General features: G+C 67.9%; 17 protein-coding genes. 5 read left to right on the forward strand and 12 right to left on the reverse strand.

The window, feature by feature from the left end; translation table 11 throughout:
- Positions 1 to 10 precede the first annotated feature (10 nt).
- From rho to parC, 6 genes are all read right to left on the reverse strand, one after another.
- Entirely contained in the window at positions 11 to 1,537 is a 1,527-nt protein-coding gene (rho, locus tag F0U60_RS17400) for a transcription termination factor Rho (protein WP_395821070.1), read from the reverse strand.
- A 256-nt stretch (positions 1,538 to 1,793) separates the two neighbouring features.
- Positions 1,794 to 4,277: a signal peptide peptidase SppA gene (sppA, locus tag F0U60_RS17405; protein ID WP_395821073.1), complete on the reverse strand. Its 2,484-nt coding sequence runs from the start codon at positions 4,275 to 4,277 to the stop codon at positions 1,794 to 1,796.
- A 50-nt stretch (positions 4,278 to 4,327) separates the two neighbouring features.
- A complete protein-coding gene (locus tag F0U60_RS17410; protein ID WP_395821076.1) occupies positions 4,328 to 5,548 on the reverse strand; it encodes a PEGA domain-containing protein in 1,221 nt (406 codons plus the stop codon).
- Positions 5,549 to 5,578: 30 nt separating this feature from the next.
- Positions 5,579 to 6,991 (reverse strand): PEGA domain-containing protein, encoded by a 1,413-nt coding sequence (locus F0U60_RS17415; protein ID WP_395821078.1) that lies wholly within the window; start codon positions 6,989 to 6,991, stop codon positions 5,579 to 5,581.
- Between the two features lie 105 nt (positions 6,992 to 7,096).
- Positions 7,097 to 9,034, reverse strand: coding sequence for a type IIA DNA topoisomerase subunit B (locus F0U60_RS17420; protein WP_395821081.1), 1,938 nt, complete (start codon positions 9,032 to 9,034; stop codon positions 7,097 to 7,099).
- A 12-nt stretch (positions 9,035 to 9,046) separates the two neighbouring features.
- Positions 9,047 to 11,437 carry a DNA topoisomerase IV subunit A gene (parC, locus tag F0U60_RS17425; protein WP_395821084.1) on the reverse strand — a complete coding sequence of 797 codons (2,391 nt, stop codon included), beginning with the start codon at positions 11,435 to 11,437 and terminating at the stop codon, positions 9,047 to 9,049.
- Between the two features lie 683 nt (positions 11,438 to 12,120).
- Here parC and F0U60_RS17430 point away from each other — a divergent pair.
- Together F0U60_RS17430 and F0U60_RS17435 are read left to right on the forward strand one after the other, a co-directional pair.
- Positions 12,121 to 13,482 carry a Tox-REase-5 domain-containing protein gene (locus tag F0U60_RS17430; RefSeq protein ID WP_395821087.1) on the forward strand — a complete coding sequence of 454 codons (1,362 nt, stop codon included), beginning with the start codon at positions 12,121 to 12,123 and terminating at the stop codon, positions 13,480 to 13,482.
- Complete coding sequence (locus tag F0U60_RS17435) at positions 13,479 to 14,222, forward strand: immunity 52 family protein (RefSeq protein WP_395821090.1); 744 nt, start codon at positions 13,479 to 13,481, stop codon at positions 14,220 to 14,222. Before F0U60_RS17430 ends, F0U60_RS17435 begins: the two co-directional genes overlap by 4 nt.
- Before the next feature lie 17 nt (positions 14,223 to 14,239).
- On the opposite strand, the gene F0U60_RS17440 is transcribed toward F0U60_RS17435, so the two are convergent.
- Positions 14,240 to 14,917, reverse strand: a complete 678-nt coding sequence (locus tag F0U60_RS17440; protein ID WP_395821093.1) for a hypothetical protein — start codon at positions 14,915 to 14,917, stop codon at positions 14,240 to 14,242.
- A gap of 144 nt (positions 14,918 to 15,061) precedes the next feature.
- Here F0U60_RS17440 and F0U60_RS17445 point away from each other — a divergent pair, with 144 nt between their 5' ends.
- Positions 15,062 to 15,721, forward strand: a complete 660-nt coding sequence (locus F0U60_RS17445) for an MBL fold metallo-hydrolase (protein ID WP_395821096.1) — start codon at positions 15,062 to 15,064, stop codon at positions 15,719 to 15,721.
- Positions 15,722 to 15,724: 3 nt separating this feature from the next.
- Here the strand turns inward: F0U60_RS17445 and F0U60_RS17450 are convergent, their stop codons facing one another.
- Positions 15,725 to 16,456 carry a M50 family metallopeptidase gene (locus F0U60_RS17450; RefSeq protein WP_395821099.1) on the reverse strand — a complete coding sequence of 244 codons (732 nt, stop codon included), beginning with the start codon at positions 16,454 to 16,456 and terminating at the stop codon, positions 15,725 to 15,727.
- A gap of 195 nt (positions 16,457 to 16,651) precedes the next feature.
- Between F0U60_RS17450 and F0U60_RS17455 the strand changes: the two genes are divergently transcribed.
- Both F0U60_RS17455 and F0U60_RS17460 read left to right on the forward strand, forming a co-directional pair.
- Positions 16,652 to 18,823, forward strand: a complete 2,172-nt coding sequence (locus F0U60_RS17455; protein ID WP_395821102.1) for a S46 family peptidase — start codon at positions 16,652 to 16,654, stop codon at positions 18,821 to 18,823.
- A complete protein-coding gene (locus F0U60_RS17460; protein ID WP_395821105.1) occupies positions 18,823 to 19,488 on the forward strand; it encodes a hypothetical protein in 666 nt (221 codons plus the stop codon). Before F0U60_RS17455 ends, F0U60_RS17460 begins: the two co-directional genes overlap by 1 nt.
- A gap of 2 nt (positions 19,489 to 19,490) precedes the next feature.
- Here the strand turns inward: F0U60_RS17460 and F0U60_RS17465 are convergent, their stop codons facing one another.
- The 4 genes from F0U60_RS17465 to gspM all read right to left on the reverse strand — a co-directional run bounded on the left by F0U60_RS17465 (position 19,491) and on the right by gspM (position 23,605).
- The gene (locus F0U60_RS17465) at positions 19,491 to 20,000 is read right to left on the reverse strand and encodes an RNA polymerase sigma factor (RefSeq protein WP_395821108.1); all 510 of its coding nucleotides are present in this window, start codon (positions 19,998 to 20,000) and stop codon (positions 19,491 to 19,493) included.
- Between the two features lie 98 nt (positions 20,001 to 20,098).
- A complete protein-coding gene (locus F0U60_RS17470; RefSeq protein WP_395821111.1) occupies positions 20,099 to 21,736 on the reverse strand; it encodes a sigma 54-interacting transcriptional regulator in 1,638 nt (545 codons plus the stop codon).
- A gap of 316 nt (positions 21,737 to 22,052) precedes the next feature.
- Positions 22,053 to 23,045 (reverse strand): type II secretion system protein GspN, encoded by a 993-nt coding sequence (gene gspN, locus F0U60_RS17475; protein WP_395821114.1) that lies wholly within the window; start codon positions 23,043 to 23,045, stop codon positions 22,053 to 22,055.
- 2 nt (positions 23,046 to 23,047) lie between these two features.
- The gene (gene gspM, locus F0U60_RS17480; RefSeq protein WP_395821116.1) at positions 23,048 to 23,605 is read right to left on the reverse strand and encodes a type II secretion system protein GspM; all 558 of its coding nucleotides are present in this window, start codon (positions 23,603 to 23,605) and stop codon (positions 23,048 to 23,050) included.
- Position 23,606: the final 1 nt, after the last annotated feature.

The following is a 23,606-nucleotide window of genomic DNA, read 5'->3' on the forward strand; positions in this document are numbered from 1 at the left end:
GATCCCCTGCTTACAGTTCCTCGAGGAACTCGTCGTTGTAGGTGTAGCGGCTGAGCCGCTTGACGAGCGCCTCCATGGCCTCCACGGGCTTCACCGCGAAGAGCATCTGGCGCATCTTCTTCACCTTCTCGTACTCCTTGTGGGTGAAGAGCTTCTCTTCCTTGCGCGTGCCCGACTGGCCGATGTTGATGGCCGGGAAGATGCGCTTCTCCGCGAGGAACCGGTCCAGCGTCACCTCGGAGTTACCGGTGCCCTTGAACTCCTCGAAGATGACCTCGTCCATGCGGCTGCCGGTGTCGATGAGCGCCGTGCCCACGATGGTGAGGCTGCCGGCCTCCTCGGTGGCTCGCGCCGCGCCGAAGATGCGCTTGGGCCGCTCCAGCGCGCGGCTGTCCACGCCGCCCGACAGCGTGCGTCCCGAGTTGTCCACTTCCTTGTTGTAGGCGCGCGCCAATCGCGTGATGGAGTCCAGGAGGATCATCACGTCCTTGCCGCTCTCCACCAGCCGCCGCGCCCGCTCCAGCGCCAGCTCGGCCACCTTCAGGTGGTCGCCCGTGGGCCGGTCCGAGCTCGAGGCCAGCACCTCGGCCTTGATGCTGCGACGCATGTCCGTCACTTCCTCGGGGCGCTCGTCGATGAGCAGCACCATGAGGTGGATTTCGGGGTGGTTGGCCACCACCGCCTGGGCAATCCGCTGCAGCATGATCGTCTTGCCCGTCTTCGGCGGCGCCACGATGAGCGCGCGCTGACCCTTGCCGATGGGGGCGATCAGATCCAACACCCGCGTCACCATCTCGCGGTGGCCGTTCTCCAGCTTGATGCGCTCCACCGGGTCCACGGACGTCAGGTCCGCGAAGTGGGGCAGGCGGCTCATCTGCTCCAGCGGGCGGCCATCCACCTGCTCCACGCGCTGGATGATGCCCTTCTGGCCCTTCATCTGCGCGAGGGCGTTGACGTACTGGCCCGGGCGCAGCCGCAGCTTCTGCACCAGGTTCTTCGGAATCTCCGCGTCGTCCGGCGCGGGCAGCAGGTTGCGCTTGAGCTGCCTCAGGAAGGCGTTGGGGCCCTTCGCCTCCGTGTCGAGCACTCCCTCCACTGGAGCCAGCGACGGCTGATGCGACGGCTGCGGGGGCCTCGGCTGACCGCCGCCCTGGTGCGGGTGCGGGTGTTGTTGCGGCTGCTGTTGCTGCTGCTGCTGGGCTATCCGCTGCTGGTACTGCTGCAGCTCCTGCGGCGTGAGGAACACCTGCTGCTGCTGGCCGTCCGGGCCGGCCACCATGCGGTAGGCCTGTCCGTCCGGAGTGAACTGCACCTGGGCACCCCTGCGACGACGACGGCGGCGGCGGCGGCGGCCTCCACCCTGGCCGGGCGGACCACCCGAGGGCTGTCCCGGCGCGGGGGCAGCGCCCTCGCCCTCGCCGTCGTCTGGGCCCTCGTCGCCCTCGTCATCGCCATCGTCCACGTCCGGTGGCGCCTCGGCGCGGGCGGCCATGGGGGACGGGACGTCTCGGGGATCTCGGTTATCGGTTTCGCTCATGGTCTACGGGATTCGGCGCGTCCCCTGGAGGGATTCCCCGGCGAGAGGCGCACGAGGTTCTTCGGTCTGTGGGACAGAAGCCCGACGCGGGGTCCTCGGGAAGGCTCGCGTCTGGCACGAACCACCCGCCGACCGAACCGCCGGCTCCTGGAGCGTCCCGGCGGCCTCGTGGCCGACCGGAAAGCGCCTAGCAACACTAACAGAGGACACGCCGGAAGCCCGGAGAATTTCGCTCCCGTTTGTCCTCCCTGTGACGTCAACGAACGCTCAGAGTGAAAGGCTGGACGGCTTTCAGGCCCGGCTCCAGCAACAAGACCGACTCCAGGCCCGACTCGCGCACGAGCGCCTGCAATCCAGGCGGGAGGGCGGGCTCCGGTGACAGCAGGAGCTTCGTGTCCACGCCCGGCTCTCCGCCCAGGGAGGAGAACAGCCCACGCGCCTCGCCTATCACCGTCAAATCCAGCTCCTCCTGGTCGGGCACTCCCGCCCGCTTGCGCGCCGACGCCACCGCCTCCATCAGCCCGCCCAGGGAGTCCACCAGGCCGTGCTCCTTGGCCGCCACGCCCGCCCACACGCGACCGCGCGCGACGGCGTCCACCTTCGCCTTGTCCAGCTTCCGTGACACGGACACCTGGGTGATGAAGTCGTCGTAGGCCGAGTTCACCCAGGCCTGCACCGTCTTCTGCTCCGCCTCCGTCCACGGCTTCCACGGGTTGAGCAGGGTCGCCATGGGGGCGCGGGTGATGATCTCCTCGTTCACCCCCAGCTTGTCGCCCAGCAGGCCGCGCAGCGCGGGCTTGATGTAGAAGACGCCGATGCTGCCCGTCAGGGTGGTGGGCGAGGCCCAGATCTCATCCGCGCCCATGGCGGTGTAGTAGCCGCCCGAGGCCGCCACGTCCCCCATGGAGGCGACGACGGGCTTGTACTTCTTCGCCTCCAGCACGGCGCGGTACATCAGCTCCGAGGCCAGCACGTCGCCACCACCCGAGTCCACCCGGAGCACGATGGCCACCACGGACGGATCTCTCTGGGCCCGCTCCAGCGCGAGCGCCACCGTCTCGGCGCCCGCGACGACCTCTCCGCCCAGCGGAGACTTGCGGCTCTTGCCTCCAGCGATGGTGCCCAGCACCGGCACCACGGCGATGCGGCGGCGCCCACTCCATCGTCCCTCTCGCTCGTCGCGCGGCGAGTAGTAGGGATCGTAGCTCGCCCCAGGCACCAGGGCCCGCAGCTTGGCGTCCAGCTCCTCGGGGAGCAGCACCCCGTCCACCAGGCCCAGCTCCTTGGCCCGGGTCGAGGTGAGGATGCCCACGCCCCACGCCTCCTGGAGGCGCTCGGGGGTGATGCGGCGCGCCTGCGTCACCGCCGCCACATCATGCGCCGTCTGCGCATCCAGGTAGGCCTCAACCGTCTCTCGCTCCGCGGGGCTCAGGTCGCGGCGGGTGAACTGCTCGGGCGCCGTCTTGTACTCGCCCACGCGCGCCACATCCCAGGTGACGCCCAGCTTCTCCATCGTCCCGCCCAGGTAGAGGACGCTGCCGGCCAGGCCGTTGACGAGCAGCGAGGAGGAGGGCAGCGCGTACACCTCGTCCGCGGCCGAGCCCACGAAGTAGGCCCGGTCATCCACGTTGTAGAGCACCGCCATCACCCGCTTGCCGGCCGAGCGCATCTTCAGGATCGCCTGGCGCAGCTCGTCCGCCTTGGCCCAGTCCACGCCCGGCAGGTCTGACACCTTCAGCAGCACGCCCTTGAGCCGTGGGTCCTTCGTGGCCTCGTCCATCCACCGCATCAACCGCAGGAACGGGTCCGACTCGGTGATGCCGAGCAGCGACAGCCCGAGGCCCCCGCGCTCCACCAGTCGGTCATCCAGGTCCACCAGCGCCACGGAGCCCCCCCCGAGGCGCAGCGCCGGGTACCGCTGGGTGGAGAGGCGCACGGCCACCACGTGATCCAACCCGCCGCCCTCGACGCCGCCTCCCGCGTAGGTGAGGCCAAAGCGCGAGCTGTCCAGCGTGGCGGCGAACTGCAACGCCAGCGAGCGGTCCGCGCCGAGGCCGTGCGAGAGGCCCGCGCCCAGTCCAAAGCCGGGGACGACGGTGGCCTTCAGCGTGTAGGTGAGGCGCCCGTCACCCCAGTCGCCTTCCGGCGCGAGGTAGTCCGCGCCCAGCGTGAGCCGCTCGCCAAAGGGGCGCACCCCCACGGCCAGGTTGTAGCTGCGGGGGAGGGTGAAGGGCCCCTCCTCGTCCGCGTTCACGTCCCGCACCACCGCGCCCACGGAGAGGAAACGCGAGGGCCGTAGGGTGAGGCCCAGGTCGAAGCCCGAGAGCCTGTCCAGTGCGCCGTTGTCCGAGGAGAGGTTGTGGTACCCGACACCCAGCGACAACGTCTTGGAGCCGAGCGCCAGTCCGAGGGACGTCTTGCGGTAGTCCGGCAGCCCGCGCCCGCGCATCCACTCCAGGCTGAAGCCGGCGCCCAGCCCTCCCAGCAGCGAGGTTCCCAGGAAGAGCCCGTCTCCCACCTGGTCCCGCGCGAGGTTGCGCTCGTGCAGGTAGAAGAGCTGGCCGGGCCCGATGAAGCGCAGGCCGGCGGGGTTCACCGAGAGGGCTGTGGCCTCGTCCACCAGCGCGGCGGAGGTGGGCGGCAGCGTCACCCCGCGAGGTGGCGTGGCGGGTTGGACGATGAGCCCCGTCTGTGCGAGCGCGAGGCTGGGAAACAGCAGCAGGAGCGGGAGGGCACGCATATGGGCCCTCCGACTCTAGGCAGCGCTTTCCGGCGCACAAGCGCCGCGTCTCACCAATCTTCGGTACCGTTCACTGCCTCCAGCGGATCTCCCCCCTTGGACTTCTTCTCCTGGGAGCGCCGCTTGCCGCCGCGGTCCTCGGCGTTCCACTCGTCCATGCCGTGGGAGTTCTCCAGCGGATCCGAGGACTTCACCTTCTTCTCCGAGCCCCCGTCGGCATTGTTCATCAGGTGATTGACCAGCCGGTTCATCTCCGACTTGAGCTGACCGAACTCGTCGCCCTGCAGCACCACGCGCCTGGCGCCGAGCCGCTTGCCGGTGCCCATGTCATACAGGCCCAGCACCAGCTCGGTGGTGTTGTTGTCCGGCATGTCGCGCACCGTGCCCACCAGGCCCCGCTCCAGCCCGAGCGCCTTGCCCAGGGAGGCCACCGCCGGACTGGTGGAGGTGCTCGCGCGCATCACCTCGGAGGCCACCGTGTCCAGCCGTGCGTCATAGGCCTTGTAGTCGTCCGTGGGCTGCAGCGCGGTGCTCGCTTCCACGTCGTCCGGGCTCACCTCGAGCACCTGCCCGTACACCCGGAAGCCGGGGCGCTCCAGCCGCAGCAGGTGCTTGCCCACCGGCAGCGTCGACACCGTCACCGGGGTGTAGCCCTTGAACTCGTTGTCGATGTAGACGCGCGCTCCGGCCGGGCGGGACTTCACCGTCGCCCCTCCGCGCAGCGCCGCGTTGACGCTCGTGGCCACCTGCACCCGGAGCGTGATGAGCTCGCGGGAGAAGCGCTTGGTGTTCATCTCGTAGGTGGGGTTGAGCGCCATCAGGTCCAACAGCGCCAGCTTCGCCTCCTCCACGTCACCGCGCAGGTGCATCAGCGCGGCATAGAGGGCGGTGGCGTCGCACAGCGGGTTGCAGGAGTCCTTCATCGCGGCGGAGGCCTTCTGCAGCTCCTTGAGGGTGGCGCGGACCTTGCGCTCGGCGTCCTCGTAGTCCTTCTTCTCGAAGGCCGCGAGGCTCTCCTCATAGCCCTGCTTGCCCCGCTTGAGCGCGACCAGGGCCTCGTCATCCGCCGGCAGGCCGAAGATGTCCTCGGCTTTGCGCACGGTGTAGCCCTGGTATTGGGCCAGGGCCTCGTTCATGTAGCTCTCCATCTTGGGACCGCTCGCCTCGGCGGTGGGATCCATGGGCACGAGGAGCGAGCCAATACGCCGGGGACCGGAGGGCGGAGCCGCCAGCGCGAGGGTGGGGATCAGGATGAGCGCAAGGGCTTTCATAGCAATGGACCTTGAGACCTCGAGAGGACGCTACCAACCGGCGCCAGGGTTCCCGATACGGATACCCAGTGGCTTGTTGGGCTGAGTGGCCAGCAGGATACCTGCGGTGGTGGCCACGGCCACGCCGCCCACCGCCGCCCAGAACCAGGGTTTCTTCACCACCGGGGGCAGCGCGAGGGGGAAGGACGTATCGGGCGCGAGCTTCCCGGTGAGGAAGTCGTGCACCTGGCTCACGGCCCTCTGTCGCTCGCGGGCATCCGCGGGGTTGAGCACCACCCCGCGCAAGCGGTTCTTCTGCTGCACGTCCCAGGCGTGGAGTGAGGCCTGGACGCGGCCCTGGCCTTTCTGCTCCACCCGCGCGAGCACCACGTAGCGCGCACCGAGCTTCTCGGCGATCCGGGCCACCCCGGGGGGGAGCTTGTCGGAACCGAGCGACTTGGACGTGGACACCTCGGCGGCCAGGGCCTGGACCGCGGCCAGGTCAGGCGTGGGCTCCAGCCTGGGGCGCAGCTCGCCGCGCTGGGAGGGAGCCACCTCCTGGAAGGCACCGAAGGGCAGATAGCCGGGAAGGGTGAGCACCACCTGATGCGGGCCGGGCACGAGCTCGAGGTCCTTCAGTGGCGTGGTGCCCAGGCGCTCCCCGTGCAGAGTCACCTGCGCGCCAGAGGGGACGGAGTCAAGGGTGAGCGTGCCCCGCGGCTTGCGGTACAGGTCCTGCTTCGCGGCGGCGAAGGCGTCATGCACGTCCTGCCCGAAGAGCGCGGACTCGGGGTAGACGGTGGGAGCCGCGAGCAGCGCGCGAGTGAAGGCCTCCTGGGCCCCGGTGGAGTTCCCGTTGAGCAGCCGCGAGGCGCCCAGGAAGATGTAGACCCGCGCCAGCCGCTCCGGCGACGTGTCCACCGCGTGGCGCTGGTAGAAGGCCGCGGCCTCGGTGAACTTCTTCGCCGCGGCCTCCGGATCCAGGTTGTCGTAGAGGTCCTTGCCCTCGTTGAAGAGGGCATCCCCCTGGGCGAGGGACGCGGGCGGTGGCGCAGGGAAGAGGGCCGCCGGCTCCACCAACAGGATGTCCATCTGGGCACCGAGCTCACCGCGCAGGTCGGTTTCGAGCTGGGCGGCGGACTCGAAGGCGCTTGGGTCCACGGGGGCAGTCAGCACCACGGTGCGACCTGCCCAGGCGGAGGGCAGAGGGGGCGGAGGCTTTGGGGCCGGGGTGGGCTCCTGCGTCTGAGCCTGAACGGGGGCGTCCGAGGTGGCTTTCGACGCCTCCTCGTCCGAGGAGGACGGGGACTCCGGGTGGGGCTCACGCTGCGCAGGAGGGGCCTTCTTCTTCGACTTTCGGGCCGAAGAAGTGGGTGCGCCACGGCCGGAGGCAGCCTCGGTGACAGCAGGGGCTGTACCCAGCAGGAGCGCGAGCGAGAGGGCGAGGGGGGTCTTCAAGCTCACGGGGCGAGATGCTAGCCGAGCCGGGGGGCTGGGCACCATGCCCCGTGCCAGGGACGCCAGGGGCGCGGTTCCGGGAGGACCCGGAGCCCCGCCCCCAGCGAGGTCCTACACGTCGAGGTCCTCGACCTCGGTGGCGCTCTCCATGATGAACTTGAAGCGCGCGCTGACGTCGCGACCCATCAGATCGTTGATGATCTGATCCGTGAGGAGCGGGTTGTCGATGGTCACCTTGAGGCTCTGGCGGACCTTCGGATCGAGCGTGGTCTCCTTCAGCTCGTCCGGCGTCATCTCACCCAGACCCTTGAAGCGCATGACGTTGGGCTTGGCGTTGCCCTTGACCTTCTCGCGGATGATGCGGTCGCGGTGGACCTCATCGAGCGCCCAGTACGTCTCCTTGCCGATGTCCACCCGGAAGAGGGGCGGCTGGGCGAGGTAGATGTGACCCTGCTCGATGAGCGGGCGCAGGTGCCGGTAGAAGAAGGTGAGCAGCAGCGTGGCGATGTGGTTGCCGTCGCTGTCGGCGTCCATCATCAGGAAGATGCGGCCGTAGCGCAGCTTGGTGATGTCGAAGTCCTTGCCGATGCCGCAGCCCAGGGCGCTGACGATGTCCGTGAGCTCCTTGTTGCCCACCACCTTGTCGGTGGAGGCCTGCTCGGCGTTGAGCACCTTGCCGCGCAGCGGGAGGACGGCCTGGGTGCGCCGATCCCGGCCCTGCTTGGCGCTACCACCTGCGGAGTCACCTTCCACGAGGAAGAGCTCGCTCTGGGCCGGATCCGTGGACGAGCAGTCCGCCAGCTTGCCCGGCAGGTTGAGCCGGTGGCTGACGGCCGTCTTGCGGCTGACCGCCTGGGAGGCGGCCCGGCTGGCCTCGCGGGCGCGAGCGGCCAGGACGATACGAGCCACCACCGACTCAGCGATGGACTTGTTGTCGTTGAGCCACTTCTCCAGCGCGGGACGGATGACACCGTCCACCTGGGCCGTGGTCTCCGGGTTGTTGAGGCGTCCCTTTGTCTGGCCCTGGAACTGCGGCTCCACCACGTACGTGGAGAGGATGGCCGTGACGCCCTCGCGGATGTCCTCCGCGGTGAGCGTGACGCCCTTGGGCGTGAGTTCGTGCGTATCGATGTAGTTACGCACCGCCTTCACCACGGCGCCGCGCAAGCCCGCCTCGTGCGTACCGCCCAGGGGCGTGGGGATGCCGTTGACGTACGAGCGGATGTGCTCGTCCGTGGCCTCCGTCCACACCAACGCGGCCTCCAGGCGCACCCCGTTGTCACGCGAGTGGTAGAAGATGGCCGTGCTGCCCGACGGCACCACCGGCTTGCCCCGCTCGGCCACCACCTTGGTCAGGTACTCGGCGATGCCACCATCGTGCTTGAACTCCTCCTTCACGGGCGGGCTGGCCGTCTCGTCCTTCCAGACGACCGTCATGCCCTTGTGGAGGTAGCTCTTCGCCTCGAGCCGCTCACGCACGAGCTTCGCGTCGAACTTCAGCTTCTCGCCGAAGATCTCCGGGTCCGGCTCGAAGGTCGTGGAGGTACCGGTGCCGCGTGCCGGGCCCTCCACCTTGAGCGTGCTGGTGGGCTTGCCCTTGCTGTACGTCTGCACGTGGCGCTTGCCGTCGCGCTTGATCTCCACGACGAGCTTGCGCGCGAGCGCGTTCACCACGGAGCTACCCACGCCGTGCAGACCGCCCGAGTGGATGTAGTTGCCCTGCTCGAACTTACCGCCCGCGTGCAGCGTGGTGAGGATGATCTCCACCGCCGGCTTCTTGTACTTGGGCATGATGTCGATGGGGATGCCTCGCCCATCGTCCACCACCGTCACCGTGCGGCCGTCCTTGTGGAGCGTGACTTCCACGGTGGACGCGTAGCCGTTGATGACCTCGTCCACCGAGTTGTCGAGGATCTCCCACAGCAGGTGGTGATAGCCCGTGCTGTCGGTGCCACCGATGTACATCGCCGGGCGCTTGCGGACCGGCTCCAGGCCCTCGAGGACCTGGATGTCCGCACCCGTATAGGTCGTCTTCTTGGTCGTCGCCATGACAGTCTCCGGCTATTCCTTCTTCTGCTCCGGCAGCGGGATGTACTGAGGTGCGCGCAGCACCTCCTTCACCGCGTCCTTGCGCGACATCTCGTGGCCCTTGCCGCCGCGGCCCGTCACCTCGTAACGGCCCGGTTGCAGGGTGAGCTTGCGGCCCTTCTGCGTCTCGAAGGCGATGCCCGCCTCCTTGTTGCCGTGAGGCGCGACCAGGAAGTCCATCACCCGGTCTCCGTCCTCCACCTTGATGACGCTGACGCCCTTGCCCGGGCCGGCCAGCTCGTTGATCTCCGCCACCTTGCACACCAGCGCGGAGGTGCGCTCGGTGAGCACGGCCACCAGGTCCTTGTCCTCCACCGGCTGCACGCCGACGATCTCATCGCCCTCGCCCGTCTTGGCGTAGCGACGACCGGCGCGGGTGGAGATCTCCAGGTGCGGGGCGAGCGGGAAGCGCATGCCCAGACCCTGCTTGGTGACACCCAGCAGCTTCTCCGGGCGCCACAGGCGGCTGTCGAGCGACAGCGCGGCGACAATCCGCTCGCCGTCGTCGAACTTGAAGAGCTTCTGCACCGGGTCGCCGTAGCCCGTGGAGGCGGGCACGTCGTTGAAGCGGGTGACGTAGGCGGTGCCGAAGTTGCTGAAGAGCACCAGGTTCGCCTTGAGGCTGCCGGCGAGCACCGTCATCACCGCGTCGCCCTCGCGCAGACGGGTGGAGGACGGATCCTTCACCTCGCGCACGCGCTTGATCCACCCGTCGCGGGTGATGACGACGTGAGCGTCCTCGTCGGCGATGAGGGCCTCGGCGTCGAAGGTCATCTCCTCGGCGCCACCGCGGCTCACCTTGGTGCGGCGCTTCTGCATGCCGTAGGCGGCCTTCACCTCGGCCAGCTCGTCCTTCACCGTGCCCCACAGCCGGGTGTTGCTCTTGAGCAGCGCCTCGAGATCCTTGATCTGCTTGCGCTTCTCCTTGAGCTCGTTCTGGACCACGAGGATTTCCAGGCGGGCCAGCTTGTAGAGCTTCATCTCCAGGATGGCGTCCACCTGGATCTCATCCAGCTTGAAGCGCGCGATGAGCTTCTTGGCCGCGTCCTGCTTGCCCTCGGAGGCGCGGATGATGCGGATCATCTCGTCCAGGGCGTCGTAGACCTTCTCGAAGCCCTCGAGGATGTGGACGCGCTTCTTGAGCTCGTCGAGCTGGTACTGGATGCGCCGCTTGATGACCTCGAGGCGGAAGTCCAGGAAGTACTGGAGGATCTCCTTGAGGCCCAGGCGCTTGGGCGTCCCCACCTCCCGGTTCTCCGGGTTGGGCACGAGGCAGGTGAGGTTGACGTTGAAGTTCGTCTGGAGGGGCGTGTTCTTGTAGATGTACGCCATCACCAGCTCGGGGCTGGCCTCCTTCTTGAGCTCCATCACGATGCGCACGTCCTTGGTGGATTCGTCGCGCACGTCGACCACGAGCGGCAGCTTCCGCTCACGGACGATCTCCCCAATCTTGGCCACCAGCGTGGACTTGTTGACCGTGTAGGGGATGGAGGTGATGACGATCTGCTGGCCGCCGCGCTTGAGGTCCTCGAGCTCGTACTCGCCGCGCAGACGCACGCTGCCCTGGCCGGTCTCGTAGATCTCCTGCAGCTCCTTCTGGGAGTTGAGGATCTCTCCACCGGTGGGGAAGTCCGGACCCTTGACCCACTTGAGCAGCTGCTTGACGGTGAGGTTGGCGTCATCCACGAGCGCGGTGAGCGCGTCGCACAGCTCGCCCAGGTGATGGGGCGGGATGTTGGTGGCCATGCCCACGGCGATGCCCGTGGTGCCGTTCATCAGCAGGTGGGGAACGCGAGCCGGCAGGACGATGGGTTCCTGGCGGGTGCCGTCGTAATTGGGACGGAAGTCGACCGTCTTCTGACCCAGCTCGTTGAGGAGCTCGTCGGCGAGCTTCTCCAGGCGGCACTCGGTGTAACGGTAGGCGGCGGCGGCGTCGCCATCGAGCGAGCCGAAGTTGCCGTGGCCGTCCACGAGGGGGTAGCGCAGGGAGAAGTCCTGCGCCATGCGCACGAGGGCGTCGTAGATGGCGGTGTCGCCGTGGGGGTGGTAGGGGCCCATGATGGCGCCGACGACCTGGGCGCACTTCTTGAACTTCGCCTCGTGGGTGAGGTTCAGGTCGTTCCACATGCCGTACAGGATGCGGCGCTGCACGGGCTTGAGGCCGTCACGCACGTCAGGCAGGGCGCGTGAGGTGATGACGGACAGAGCGTAGTTGAGGTAGCGCCGGCGGGCCTCGTCGGCGAGCGCGGCGGGCGTGGCACCACCACCCCCACCGCCACCAGCGGCGGCCGCGGCGACACCATCACCGCCACCACCCGAGGCTCCCTGCTTCTTGCGCGTCTTGTTTTCCGCTTGTGCGAGCATGCTCATGTGTTCAGGTCAGGACTGTCCGTATCCCAATGGAACGCGGGGCGCGGCTCACGCACTCCGTGCCCGGGCCAGCAAGTGATGAACCGGCGGGACTACCACGGCCATCCGTCAAAGGGAACAAAATCGAGGGGTTGCAACGCCTCGGGGGTAGGGTAGCTATACGCATGTTCAGTGGTTCGGGCTAGGAAATCCGTTCGGTTGAGGCCTCGAGGGTGGGGGTCCCACGGTTGCCTGCCTGGGTTGGAATCGGGACGACCGGTGGGCCCAGGGACGTATTGGAGGTAGAGAAGATGGAACCTACTCAGCGGGTAGGCGGGCGAGGGGAGGAGAAGGACCTGCCTGCCCACTCAAGTAGGGCGTAGGGGGCATGACGGTACGGCATGGACCCGGGGGGAGGGCCATTGGCGCATCCTGCATCAGGGGTCTGACACAACCTGGGTAGTTCGCCTACTCGGTAGGACCTCGGACTGGCGGAGTAGCGTAGGTAGAGGCCTTCGGGTCACCTGCCGAGGAGACATGCCATGTCCCCGTACTCTGCTGACCTGGATTCCCGCTGCTGGGGAGGGTGGCTTCGCGCGAGGGCGTGGGGGCTGGTGGCGAGCCTCCTGCTGCTCGCTGGCTGTACGACGGGGCTGTCTTCAGCGAGGCCGCTGGAGGGAAGTGGAGGCCCGGCTCCGATGCCACTTCACTCAGTGCAGGGCCGGCTGGTGGAGACGGACGGCTTCGAGACGCTGCTGCTCCGAGCCGGGCTGGAGGACTCTGGACAGCTTCCCTCGCGAGCGGCGGACTTCACACCCGAGGACGCGGCGGAGTTGTACGAGGTGTTGCTCGCCAGACCTGTGACCCTGGCCGGTTTCGGTCCGCGTCTGGTGGCTTCGTCGCTGCTCCGTGAGCTGATGGAGGGAGAGGCGGAGCTGTCGCGCCAAGCCCTCCTCTCGCGAGTGGAGCGCTTCAACGGGCTGGCGGTGCTGCGTCCCGACGGTTACGTGGCGTGGGCGCTGAGCGGGAGGACCCAGCAGCGAGTGGGTCCGGTGGCGTTGAAGGAGGGTGCGCTGAGGGCGGGACCTTTCGAGGTGGGCGCCTTCTACGATGGTCGCAGTGGGGCCTTCTTCCCGGTGAATGAGCGCCTCGAGCGAGTGAGGAGCCGTCCTCCGCTGGCCGAGGTGTACGACGACGGTGATGTCATCAACCGCTCCCTGGATGGAGCGGAGGACGTCTTCCGCGACACGGTGTTGGCGCTGGGCGGTTTGGTGCTCCACCCGGGAGATGCGCTCGCCGCGCTCTCTCGGATGCCTCGGGGTGTGGCGGAGCTCGTTCTCCACTCGCCGGAGTTCCTCGCACGCTTCCGGTTGATGACACAGGGCGAGCAGATTCGTGTGCTCTCTCGGCTGTCTGTGACCGTGCTGGCGACCTATGGCTCCGCAGCCGGGAGCACCCGGACGGTGGCTACGGTGGGTGGTGGCTTGGAGTCCCTTTCGCTGCCCGCGCTATCGCTGTCGGCGGAGGGCGCGCTGGTTCTCGAGCGAGTCGTTCTCCCTGTGGGGCGAACCGTCCGCGTGCTCGGCGGTGGACCGGGTGCCGCGGTGATCCTCCACATGGCCAACCAGTCGATCCAGCGGGGCTCTGGGAAGGCAGGTTCATCCGCGCAGGGGAACAAGGGCCCGGGACAGTGGACACCGGTCAAGGAGTCCATGAGCCGGCGCGCGGCGCGCTACCAGCAGCAGATCTCTGGCCGGTCCGTGGACGAGTCATACGTCGTTCGGAACGTACGGTTCGATGGATTCAAAGACGGTGTGCTGTTGGAATCCAAGGGACTTGGTTACGCCAACAAGTTCACCGACAAGCTGGAGCCCAAGCTGTGGTTCACCAAAGGGGCACGTAACATGGTGGAGCAGGCTCAACGGCAATTTCAAGCCGCGAATGGCACGCCCATCCGGTGGCATGTAGCGGAGGCAAAGGTGGCCGATGCCATCCGAGGACTCTTCAGGAATAATCGTGTGCGGGGGATCGAGGTGGTTCATACCCCGGCACTTCCATGAAGGAGGATGATTTGATCGAGACCTACTACGCAGGGGCCTACTGGGGCGCTCGAAAGGAGTCTCCCGAGGAATGTGGGCGTCGCGCGGAGGTCTTGTTCACCGCTTTGCGTTCGGTCGCCCCTGACTTCGCACATTGGCTCAAGCAAGGGCGTTCTCGCAGAGAGGCTCTCAAGCACCCCATCGAGACGGACCGAGCCTCTTTGACAAAGATGTTCCGGCGCGGAAAGGACCGGGTGTTCGACGAGCTTGGCTTTCGTATCAGTGGTTGGAACGGCGCCAGTGACTACGAGGCCAGCGCTTTCCTCATCTGCGCGGGGATGTATTCGGAGCTCGTCTCCAACTCATGCGTGTTCAACATTCCCAGTTCCAGTCCAGACAAAGAGGAGGGCCCGAACGCGCAGCGGGTACTGACTGCGACCGTTCTCTCCGGGATGGTGCGTGCCATGGCGGTGGCCTGGGATCCAGAATGGGCAATCGCCACATCTACCGCGCACCGGGATCTCATCCCAATGCCTCAGCCCACGAGGTTATGGGGCTGGGTGACCTACTACTCGGACCAGGTGGGCAGGGTGCCTCCGCTGCCCGCTCCCGTGCGCATGGAGCGGGTCGAGGACAAGGGCACACTTGTCATCCTCACTCCCGAGCGCTTCACCGCGAGCAACCCCGAGCACGTCGCCTTGGCCAAGCGCGTGGGCGAGCTGCTGGACCGCGCGGGGATTCTGGGCCCCCCGCTTCGCTGAAGGGCCGTGCCCCGCGCCTATTTGTTCTCGGTGCCGACGCGCTGGCCGCCCTGCTTCGCCGTTCCCCTGGAGCCGCCGCGGAAGATCTTCACCTTGCCGCTGCTCGCACTGCCGCTGAGCATGCCGGGAATAGTGGCCTGGATCGCTTTGCTACCAGGCGGGTGGTAGACGACGCGCACCTTGCGGCCCGAAGGCAGGTCGCTGCTCGCGTCGATGAGCAGGTAGACAGTGTTGCCCTCGATGTGGATGCGCTCGGGATCGCGCCGGTTGTCGAGCTCGGTGAGCAGCTCGCCATCATCCACGGTGCGGGCCTCGTTCATGAGTCGCCGGACCTTCACGCGCAGGAAGCCGTCCGACTTCGTGCCGGAGAGATCTCTCGTCCCCTGGACGATGATGGCCAGGTCCGCACCGTTCTCGGGGGCCTTGTCGGAGAGCTTCATGCCTGACTGGGTGCTCGAATCCGTGTCGAGCAACAGGGTGGCGTTGGCACAGCGGGTGCCGCACTCCTGTCCGAAGGGGAGCTTGTCGAAGCGCAGCCGCAGTGCGAAGTCGCTGCCCTGGGGACCCACCGTCCCTTCCACCACCACGGGGCGTTCCTCGTCCGCGGGCGGGGTGTAGCGGAAGGTGGCCCGGTCCTTGGCCACGGCACTCGTGGCGAGCAGGGTCAAGGCCAGGGGGAGCAGGGGGGTCCTCAAGGTGGGGGCTCTTTGGGTAGGGGGGAAAAGGGTCCACATTCAAATGCGAAGCGGTGTTCCACCTCAAGAGCGGTCCCCAGCCGGCGCGCAGCGCGTAGAGTGGGGCCGGACGTCGTGAGGCGGAGGCTCGCCCGGAGGATGCCGATGGAATCGCTGTACGTGCGCCAGTTGAAGCTCGGGCCCATGGACAACTTCGTGTACCTGGTGGGCCCGAAGGACTCGGACGAGGTGCTGGTGGTGGATGCGGCGTGGGATGTGCCCGCCATCGAGCAGGCCCTCGTGCAGGACGGCAAGCGCCTGGTGGGCGCCTTCGTCTCGCACTGCCATGGCGATCACACCAACGGGCTGCCGGAGCTGCTCTCGCGTCATGACGTGCCGGTGTACGCCCAGCGCGCCGAGGTAGACTTCTCCGCGGACCTGCGCAACCTCGCGGGAGGCGCGCTGCGTCCGCTGGGACCGGGCGACTCCCTCACGGTGGGCGGCCGAGGCTTCCAGGCGCTGCACACCCCGGGGCATACGCCGGGCTCGCACTGCCTGCTGGCGCAGGATGCGCTGGTGTCGGGCGACACCGTCTTCATCAACGGCTGTGGGCGGTGCGACCTGCGAGGGGGAGACCCGGAGGCGATGTACCGCTCGCTGTCTCAGGTGCTGCTGAAGGTCCCAGACAGCACCCGGCTCTTCCCTGGGCACGACTACGCGGACGTGCCGGTGGCGGCCATGGCGGACGTGCGCCAGCACAACCCGTACTTCGCCTTTCCGGACGTGGCCTCCTTCGTGGCCTACCGGATGCGCCCGAGGCGCTGAGCCCTACCGGCGACTCGAGATCAGCGAGTGGCCCAGACCCTCGGGGCGCGCGGCGCGCAGCGACCAACGGGCGAAGAGGCCGAGCAGCGCGAGCGAAACGAATGACCAGATTCCGGCCCAAGCCCAGGAGGGCACCGGGGTGAGGTTGGCGAGCAGGGAGGCGTCGCTGGCGGAGCTCGTGGCGCCGTGCCCCAGGACCGAGCGCAGATCAAAGGCCACGTAGAGGGCGGTGAAGGCGGCCAGGAAGAGGTTGAGCATGTCCACGCCGCCATCCGGAAGGTACTTCGCCGCGAGCCCCATCACGAGCGCGGTGCCCAGGCAGAGGGCCAGGGTGACGCTGTCACCGGCATACAGCACGCCCATCACCCCAAGGCCCACGCACGCCACGAAGAGCACGAGGCGGCGCAACCGGAAGCGGAACGTGGCGAGCAGCAGGAAGGCGCCTGCGAGTGCGCTGCCCACGTACCCCGCGGAGTAGACGGCGACCTGCGCCATCATGCTGGAGGGCAACCGGGACAGACAGGCCCCAGAGTCGTTGGCGGCGAGGGTGATGCGGTCCACGGAGCCCCCGGCGAGCAGGGTGGCGAGCGCGTGACCACTCTCGTGCACCATCACCACCAGCACTTTCAGGGGCCACAGGACGGGCGAGTCCCAGAAGTACCAACCCGCGCCGAGGAACAGGAGGAGAAGGGCCACCCGGCCGAAGTCCAGCTTTGCGCCGCTCGAGGTCTGCATGCGGGGCCGAAACACGCCCTGGTCTGGGTTGTTCCACGCGATTCCCCGCCCCCCCAGGGTGGGCCGTGGAGGAAGCAGGCAGCCTCCGTGTACGCCCCCTCTCCCTCTGGGAGAGGGCTGGGGTGAGGGTATGTGCTCCCGTTGCCGTCCGAGACCATCGCCAGCGGGCGGAAGAAGCGATAGGGAGGGGGCAACATGAAGAAGACGCTCCTGTTCCTGTCGCTCATGGCTGCCCCGGCGCTGGCCGGGGAGGGGAAGTGGACCCCCCAGCAGGTCCTCGAACTCGATCCGGCGTGGCTGAAGGCCCAGGGTCTCCAGGTGTCTCCCAAGAAGCTGTGGGATCCCAAGCGGGGCACGGGCCTGCTGGCGGGCGCGGTGAACGTGGGCGGCTGCTCGGGGGCGTTCATCTCCGAGTCGGGCCTGGTCATCACCAACCATCACTGTGCCTTCTCCATCATCCAGGAGCACAGCTCGCCGCAGCGCGATCTCATCACCCAGGGCTTCCTCGCCAAGGGTCGTGCGGAGGAGCTGCCGGGCAAGGGCGCACGCGTCCAGGTGCCGCGCAGCTTCACGGACGTGACGAAGGAGATGTTCGCGGCGGTGCCGGCGGGCGCGGATGATCTCGCGCGGCAGAAGGCGATGGAGCGCAAGGAGAAGGAGCTGCTCGCCGAGTGCGAGAAGCGCCCGGCCACGCGTTGCAAGGTGGCGAGCTTCGACGGTGGGGTGCAGTTCGTGCTGATCGACTCGGTGGAGCTGGCGGACGTGCGGCTGGTGTACGCGCCGCCGCGCGCGGTGGGCGAGTACGGCGGCGAGGAGGACAACTGGATGTGGCCGCGCCACACCGGTGACTTCGCCATCCTCCGGGCCTACACGGCGCCGGACGGCTCGGCGGCGCAGTTCAACGCGCAGAACGTGCCTTACAAGGCCGAGTTCTTCTTCCCGCTGGCCACCGAGGGCGTGAAGCCGGACGACTTCGTGATGGTGCTGGGCTACCCCGGCATCACCTTCCGCGCGCTGCTGGCGGACGACATGGCCGAGCGCCAGGCGCGCTACTACCCGCGCGTCGTCGACGTCTACGGCGAGCTCATTCGCATCCTCGAGGAAGAGGGGGAGAAGGATCCGGCGGGGAAGATCGCCGTGGCCTCGACCCTCAAGGGCCTGCACAACCGCTACAAGAACGCGGGCGGGCAGCTTGCGGGGCTCAAGCGCGGGCACATCGTGGAGAAGCAGCGCGAGGCCGAGGCGGCGGTGGTGGCCTGGGCGGAGAAGCGCAAGGAGTACGCGGGCGCGCTGAAGGCCCGCGCGGAGCTGCTCTCCCTGCAGGCGGAGAAGGGGAAGGCCTTCGAGCGCGAGTTCCTGCTCGATGCGATGAGGGTGGGCGCGAAGGGGCCCGCCTTGGCGGTGACGCTGGCACGACTGGCGCAGGAGCGGGCGAAGCCGGACCTCGAGCGCGAGCCTGAGTACATGGACCGCGAGCTGCCCCGGTTGAAGGATCGGCTCGAGCGCGAGCAGAAGAACTTCTTCGCTCCGGCGGACAAGCGGGCCTTCCTCGCGCTGGTGCGGCGGGCGCAGGCGCTCGGCGCGGGTGAGCGCATCGCGGCGATCGACAAGCACTTCGGGCGCACGTACTCGGAGAAGGACGTGTCCGCGAAGATCGACGCCCTGTACGCCGGCTCGAAGGTGCTGGACCTGACGGAGCGGCAGAAGATGTCCGTCGAGACGGAAGCGCAGCTCCGGGCGCGGAAGGATGCGCTGCTGGAGCTGGGCTTCGATCTAGCGACCGAGCTGGTGGCGCTGGACGAGCTGAGGGACCGGCGCCTGGGCGCGAGCGTGCGGCTGATGCCCGAGTGGCGCAAGGCGGTGCTGGCGCACGCGGGCAAGCCGGTGGCCCCTGATGCCAACGGCACGCTGCGGGTGACGTTCGCGAAGGTGAAGGGCTACACGCCTCGGGACGGTGCCTTCTACACGCCGCAGACGACGCTGGCGGGCGTGATGGAGAAGCACACGGGCCAGGAGCCCTTCAACGTTCCGGAGAAGGTGGCCGCCGCGGCCAACGCGAAGCGGTACGGACCCTGGGCGGACAAGCGGCTGAAGGACGTGCCGGTGAACTTCCTGGCGGACGCGGACACCACGGGCGGCAACTCGGGCAGCCCCACGGTGAACGGCAAGGGGCAGCTGGTGGGCGTCAACTTCGACCGCGTGTGGGAGAACGTGGCCAATGACTTCGGCTACAACCCGGACGTGGCGCGCAACGTGAACGTGGATGTGCGCTACGTGCTGTGGTTGTTGGATCAGGTCGAGGACGCTGACGGGCTGTTGCGTGAGCTGGGCGTCCGCAAGGGGCCCAAGGCCCAGGAGAGCCGCTGATGTCGGAAGGTGCCGAGAGCGGGCAGCCTCCTCTTCCGGTCTTCGGACCGGAGGAGAAGGTGTGCGGCAACTGCAAGCTGTGGGCGGCGCACTCGCTGGATCACCGCGGCTGGGTGGGCGTGTGCCGGTTGCAGCCGGAGCGAGGGCTGTTTCCGCCCTCGGCACCTTTCTGCAACAAGTTCCTGCGGCGCGGGGTGGCCGCGAAGGTGGCTGAGGAGACAGCGCGGCGCGAGCGGTCCGTGCGCGGCGTGGGGCCGGTGGTGCGGCGGCGGGAGCGGGATCCGAACGAAGTGGTGGACCTGGAAGGGCTGGAGCTGAACATGACGCGCGCGGAGTTGATGGAGCTGATCCGGGAGGCGGTGGGCGAGGGTGGTGAGGCCCCGCTGGCCAACAAGTGGGAAGGCGGCACCCTCAAGCTGGTGCCCGGCAAACCGGACGTGCAGGGGAAGGACATCCCCATCGACACCTTCTTCCACAAGATCGTCATGGTCCGGGACAAGCTTCGGGTGATGGAGCAGAAGCTCAACGCTCACCCGAAGCTGTCGGACGCCGAGAAGGTGGAGATGCAGAGCTACATCACGCGCATCTACGGCTCGCTGACGAGCTTCAACCTCCTGTTCCGCGACAAGGAGGACTTCTTCGTGGGCTCCAAGTCAGAGGACTGAGCTCACGGCTCCTGGTCGCGCTCCTCCAGCTCGGCCAGGGCCCGCTGGCGACCCCGGTGCAGGGCGCTCTTCACGGTGCCCTCGGGGATGCGCAGCATGGCGGCGATTTCCGGGTAGCTGTAACCGCGCATCTCCCGCAGCCACAGCACCTGGCGCTGCTGCTCACTCACCTTCTCCAGCGCCTCCTCGAAGTGACGCTGCATCTCGGTGCCCACCGCCTGGGCCTCGGGAGAGGCTGGCGCCTCGGGCTCGTGCTGCAGCCGCTCGCGGCGCTTGCGGGCCCGCAGCCAGTTGATGCTGCTGTTCACCATCACACGATGCAACCACGTGGAACATGCGGAGCGGCCGTCGAAGCCGCTGGGGCGTTGAGCCAGTCGGGTGAAGACGTCCTGCACCACGTCCTCCGCGTCATCCGCGTCGCCCACGATGCGACGTGCGATGGCCAGCGCCCGTGTGCGGTACTGGCGGTACAGCTCGGCGAATGGGGGAAGGGCAAGGGCCGTGGCATCCATGGTTGAGCCTCCTCGACACCCTCATCGGGTGTCTGAAAGCTGGAACGAATGGGCCACTAAAAGGATCTAATCCGGACGCGCTTCACTCCGCGTCACACCTACTCCGACTCTTCTTCCTGTTTGGTGAGGCCCCACTCCTTGAGCCGTTTGAAGAGGGTGGAGCGGGCCACGCCCAGCTCTCGGGCCACGCGCTCGCGGTTGTTGTTGTAGCGGCGCAGGGCGGCCTCGACGATCTGCCGCTCCAGCTTGAGGAGCATCTGCTCCAGCGTCATGCCCGGGGGCAATTCAGGCACGGACACGCCCGTCTCGCGGTTCACCTCCTGATCGAAGGTGATGTCGGCGGCGTCGATGTTGGAGCCCTTGCGCAGCAGCAGGGCGCGGTGCACCACATTGCGCAGCTCGCGGATGTTGCCCGGCCAGGTGTGCTGCTGGAGCCGCTCCACGGCAGAGGGGGTGAGTCGCACCGTCTGGCCCCGGGGCGAATAGGTGCGCAGGAAGTGATCGGCCAGGGAGAGGATGTCTCCCCGGCGGTTGCGCAGGGGGGGCAGGTGGAGGGGCACCACGCAGAGGCGGTAGTACAGGTCCTCGCGGAAGCGGCCCTCGCGCGAGGCGGCGAGCAGGTCCCGGTTGGTGGCGGCCACGACGCGCACATCCACATGGGCGGGACGACTGGCCCCTACGCGCTTGATTTCCCCGCTTTCCAGCGCGCGCAGCAGCTTGGCCTGCAAGTCCAGGGGAAGCTCGCCAATCTCATCGAGGAAGAGGGTGCCGCCGTCGGCCTCCTCGAAGGCTCCCTTGCGCGCGTTGGTGGCGCCGGTGAACGAGCCCTTCTCATGGCCGAACAGCTCACTCTCGATGAGCTCCTTGGAGATGGCGGCGCAGTTGACGGGGATGAAAGCCTTGTCGGAGCGATGGGAGCACTCGTGGAGGGCGCGGGCCACCAGCTCCTTGCCGGTGCCGGACTCGCCGAGGATGGCCACAGCCGCGGAGGACGGAGCCACGCGCTCGATGAGCTCGGTGAGCTGCCGCACGGACGGGTCGCTGCCGATGATGCCGTGGAAGGACAGCTCCTTCCGGGTCGGGGTGATGGGCTCGAGGATGAGGTCCGTTTCGCCTAGGCGCAGCGTGGTGGGCAGGCCTACCAGCACCTCGTAGACGCGCACGGAGCCCATCCAGGTGCCGTTGGTGGAGTTGGTGTCCACCACGTGGAAGTGGCCGTCGCGCCGCGTCACCTTGAGGTGACGGCCGGAGATGAAGGGATCCTGGATGACGAGGTCGCAGGACGGGTCCTTGCCCACGGTGAAGCTGTCGCCGTCGCTGCTGAGCTTGCGGATGCTCTCGTTGGAGCCCTGCTTGATGCGCACCTGCGCGGGCTGCCAACGCGAAGCGGAGTCACGGGGCTGGACCTCCGTGCGAGAGCCGACCTCGGTGGGACCCTCGGACTGGCCGCTGCCGTGGAGCCGGAACACGGCGCGCCACTGGCCGAGCGCGATGTCCGAACCATCCGCGAGGACACCCTTGCTCATCGCGGCGCCGGCAACCTGCGTGCCCTTACCTGACAGGTCCTCCAGCGTGCACTGCTCACCGTCGAAGACGAGGGCCACCTGCTGACGGCTCACCTCGGGGTCGGGGATGACGACGTCGCTCTTCTCGCCGCGACCGAGCACCATGCGCTCGCGTCCCAGACCTACCCGCAGAACCTCCTCGCCCCGACGAAAGAAAACCAACTCCGGCATCGAGCACTCCCTGTGAAGTCGCGGGACACTCCTAACCCGTGGAGGATCCGCCACGCAACTCCCAGAACTGATTTTCAGGGTAGTGTTACGGTGTCCAACCCAAAGAGTCGCTCAGGCTCGGGCGCAAATCTCTTTCAGCAAAGTGAGCCGAGGGGATCGATGCTCCCTCTCCCCCCCTGGGAGAGGGTGGGGGTGAGGGTAACCGAGCCCGTTCTTCAACCCGTGGCCCACGGAGTGGACAGGGGGTTCAACCCGGGTTCACCCGATACCCTCACCCCGTCCCTCTCCCAAAGGGAGAGGGGATATGGCCGCGGGCTCAACGCAACTGCGGCTGTTGCTGCTGGCGGGCGGGGCCGAAGTTGGGGCGGTTGAAGAAGCCACCCAGGTGCGCCACGCGGAACTTCGGGTCGGCCTTGTCCGCAGGCAGGATGGACAGGCCCGCGCCCAGCAATCCCAGCCGCTTCACGAACTCCGGCTCGGCGCGCAGCTTGAAATCCATGTCCGGCTGGCTCACGTCCAGCCGCTGCCCCAGCTTCACCGTGCCCGAGCCCTGGACCTCCAGGTCCTCGCTCTTGGCCTGCAGCGCCTCCACGGTGCCCAGTCCCTTCTCAATCTTGATGCGCGCGTCGATGTCACCCAGCGCGATCCTGGGCAGATCCATCGGCGTGGGCTGGCCGTACATGGGCACGGTGATGTTGCCGCCCTGGATGAGCAGCCCCTTCGTGTCCAGCGCGAGCTGGCCGTTGGCCTGGCTCAGGTCGGGCTGTCCGCGGGTCTTCGGCAGGGTGAGGTTGAGCGAGCCGTTCAGCTTGCCCGCCAGGTCCATCCCGCTGAAGCCCTTGAGGTTGCCCGCCGAGGGATCCAGGTTCGACAGCTTCACCGACACCGACACGTCGCTTAGCCCGCCCACGTTGCCGCTCAGCGAGCCGTTCATCAGGCTCGCGTGGAAGGCCACGCCCGGAGGCAGCAGCGCGGGCCGCACCGCCACGGAGTCGATGTTCAACGGCTCACCCAGCTCCTCGGGGCCGGGCAGCATGCCCGCATTGCTGGCCAGCATGCTGTGCAGCTCGGGCGTCATCCCGTTGGGCACCTTGCTGAGGCGCACGTTGGTGGCCGTCAGTCCGCGCAGCCCCGGCCGCAGCGAGCCGATGCGCAGCGCGTACCCCGCGTCCGCCGCCGCGTCCACGGCGCGCCGTCGCAGCGTGTCGTACGGGAACGTGAGGAGCAGGCACAGCACGAAGGCCACGAGCGAGAACGCACCGTAGCCAACGATAAGCTTCCATCGGGCGATCTTGGTTTCCGCAGCCATGGTCATTGCTTCATCTTGTAGGTGGAGACGGTCGTCCACGCCGTCAGGGTTTCCGTGGCGTCGCGCGGCTCGAGGCGCAGGCTCTTCACCTTCACCACGCCCGGGCCGCTCTCCACCATGGACAGGAAGTCATGCAGCTTGCGCAGGTCCACGTCGGTGAACGTCAGCTCCACCGAGCTCTCGACGATCTGCCCGTCCCCGATGCCCACGTCGTTCTTGGGCGTCATGTTGGGCACGGTCAGCCCTGCCTGGGTGGCCTTCTCCTCGACGTAGCTCATCAGCCGCACGTTGCTGCCGGTGAGCTGCTGCTCCACGAGCTGCCGCTCCTGCGCGGCCTCGCGGTAGCTGGCCGCCAGCATCTGCACCTCGCGCAGCTTCGCCAGCTTCTGGTCCGTGCGCTTGCGGTAGTTGCTCGCGCTGTTGGAGAAGGAGAAGAGGATGACGAAGAGCACGAAGGCCAGCACCGCGCCTCCGGTCCCCAGCACCATCTGGCGCTCGCGGGTGGTCAGCCGGTCGAACCAGGCTCGCGCGTCGTTGAGGAGTCCTCGAAGCTTTTCCATG

It is taken from the genome of Archangium minus (assembly GCF_044360475.1).
Classification (GTDB): domain Bacteria; phylum Myxococcota; class Myxococcia; order Myxococcales; family Myxococcaceae; genus Archangium; species Archangium minus.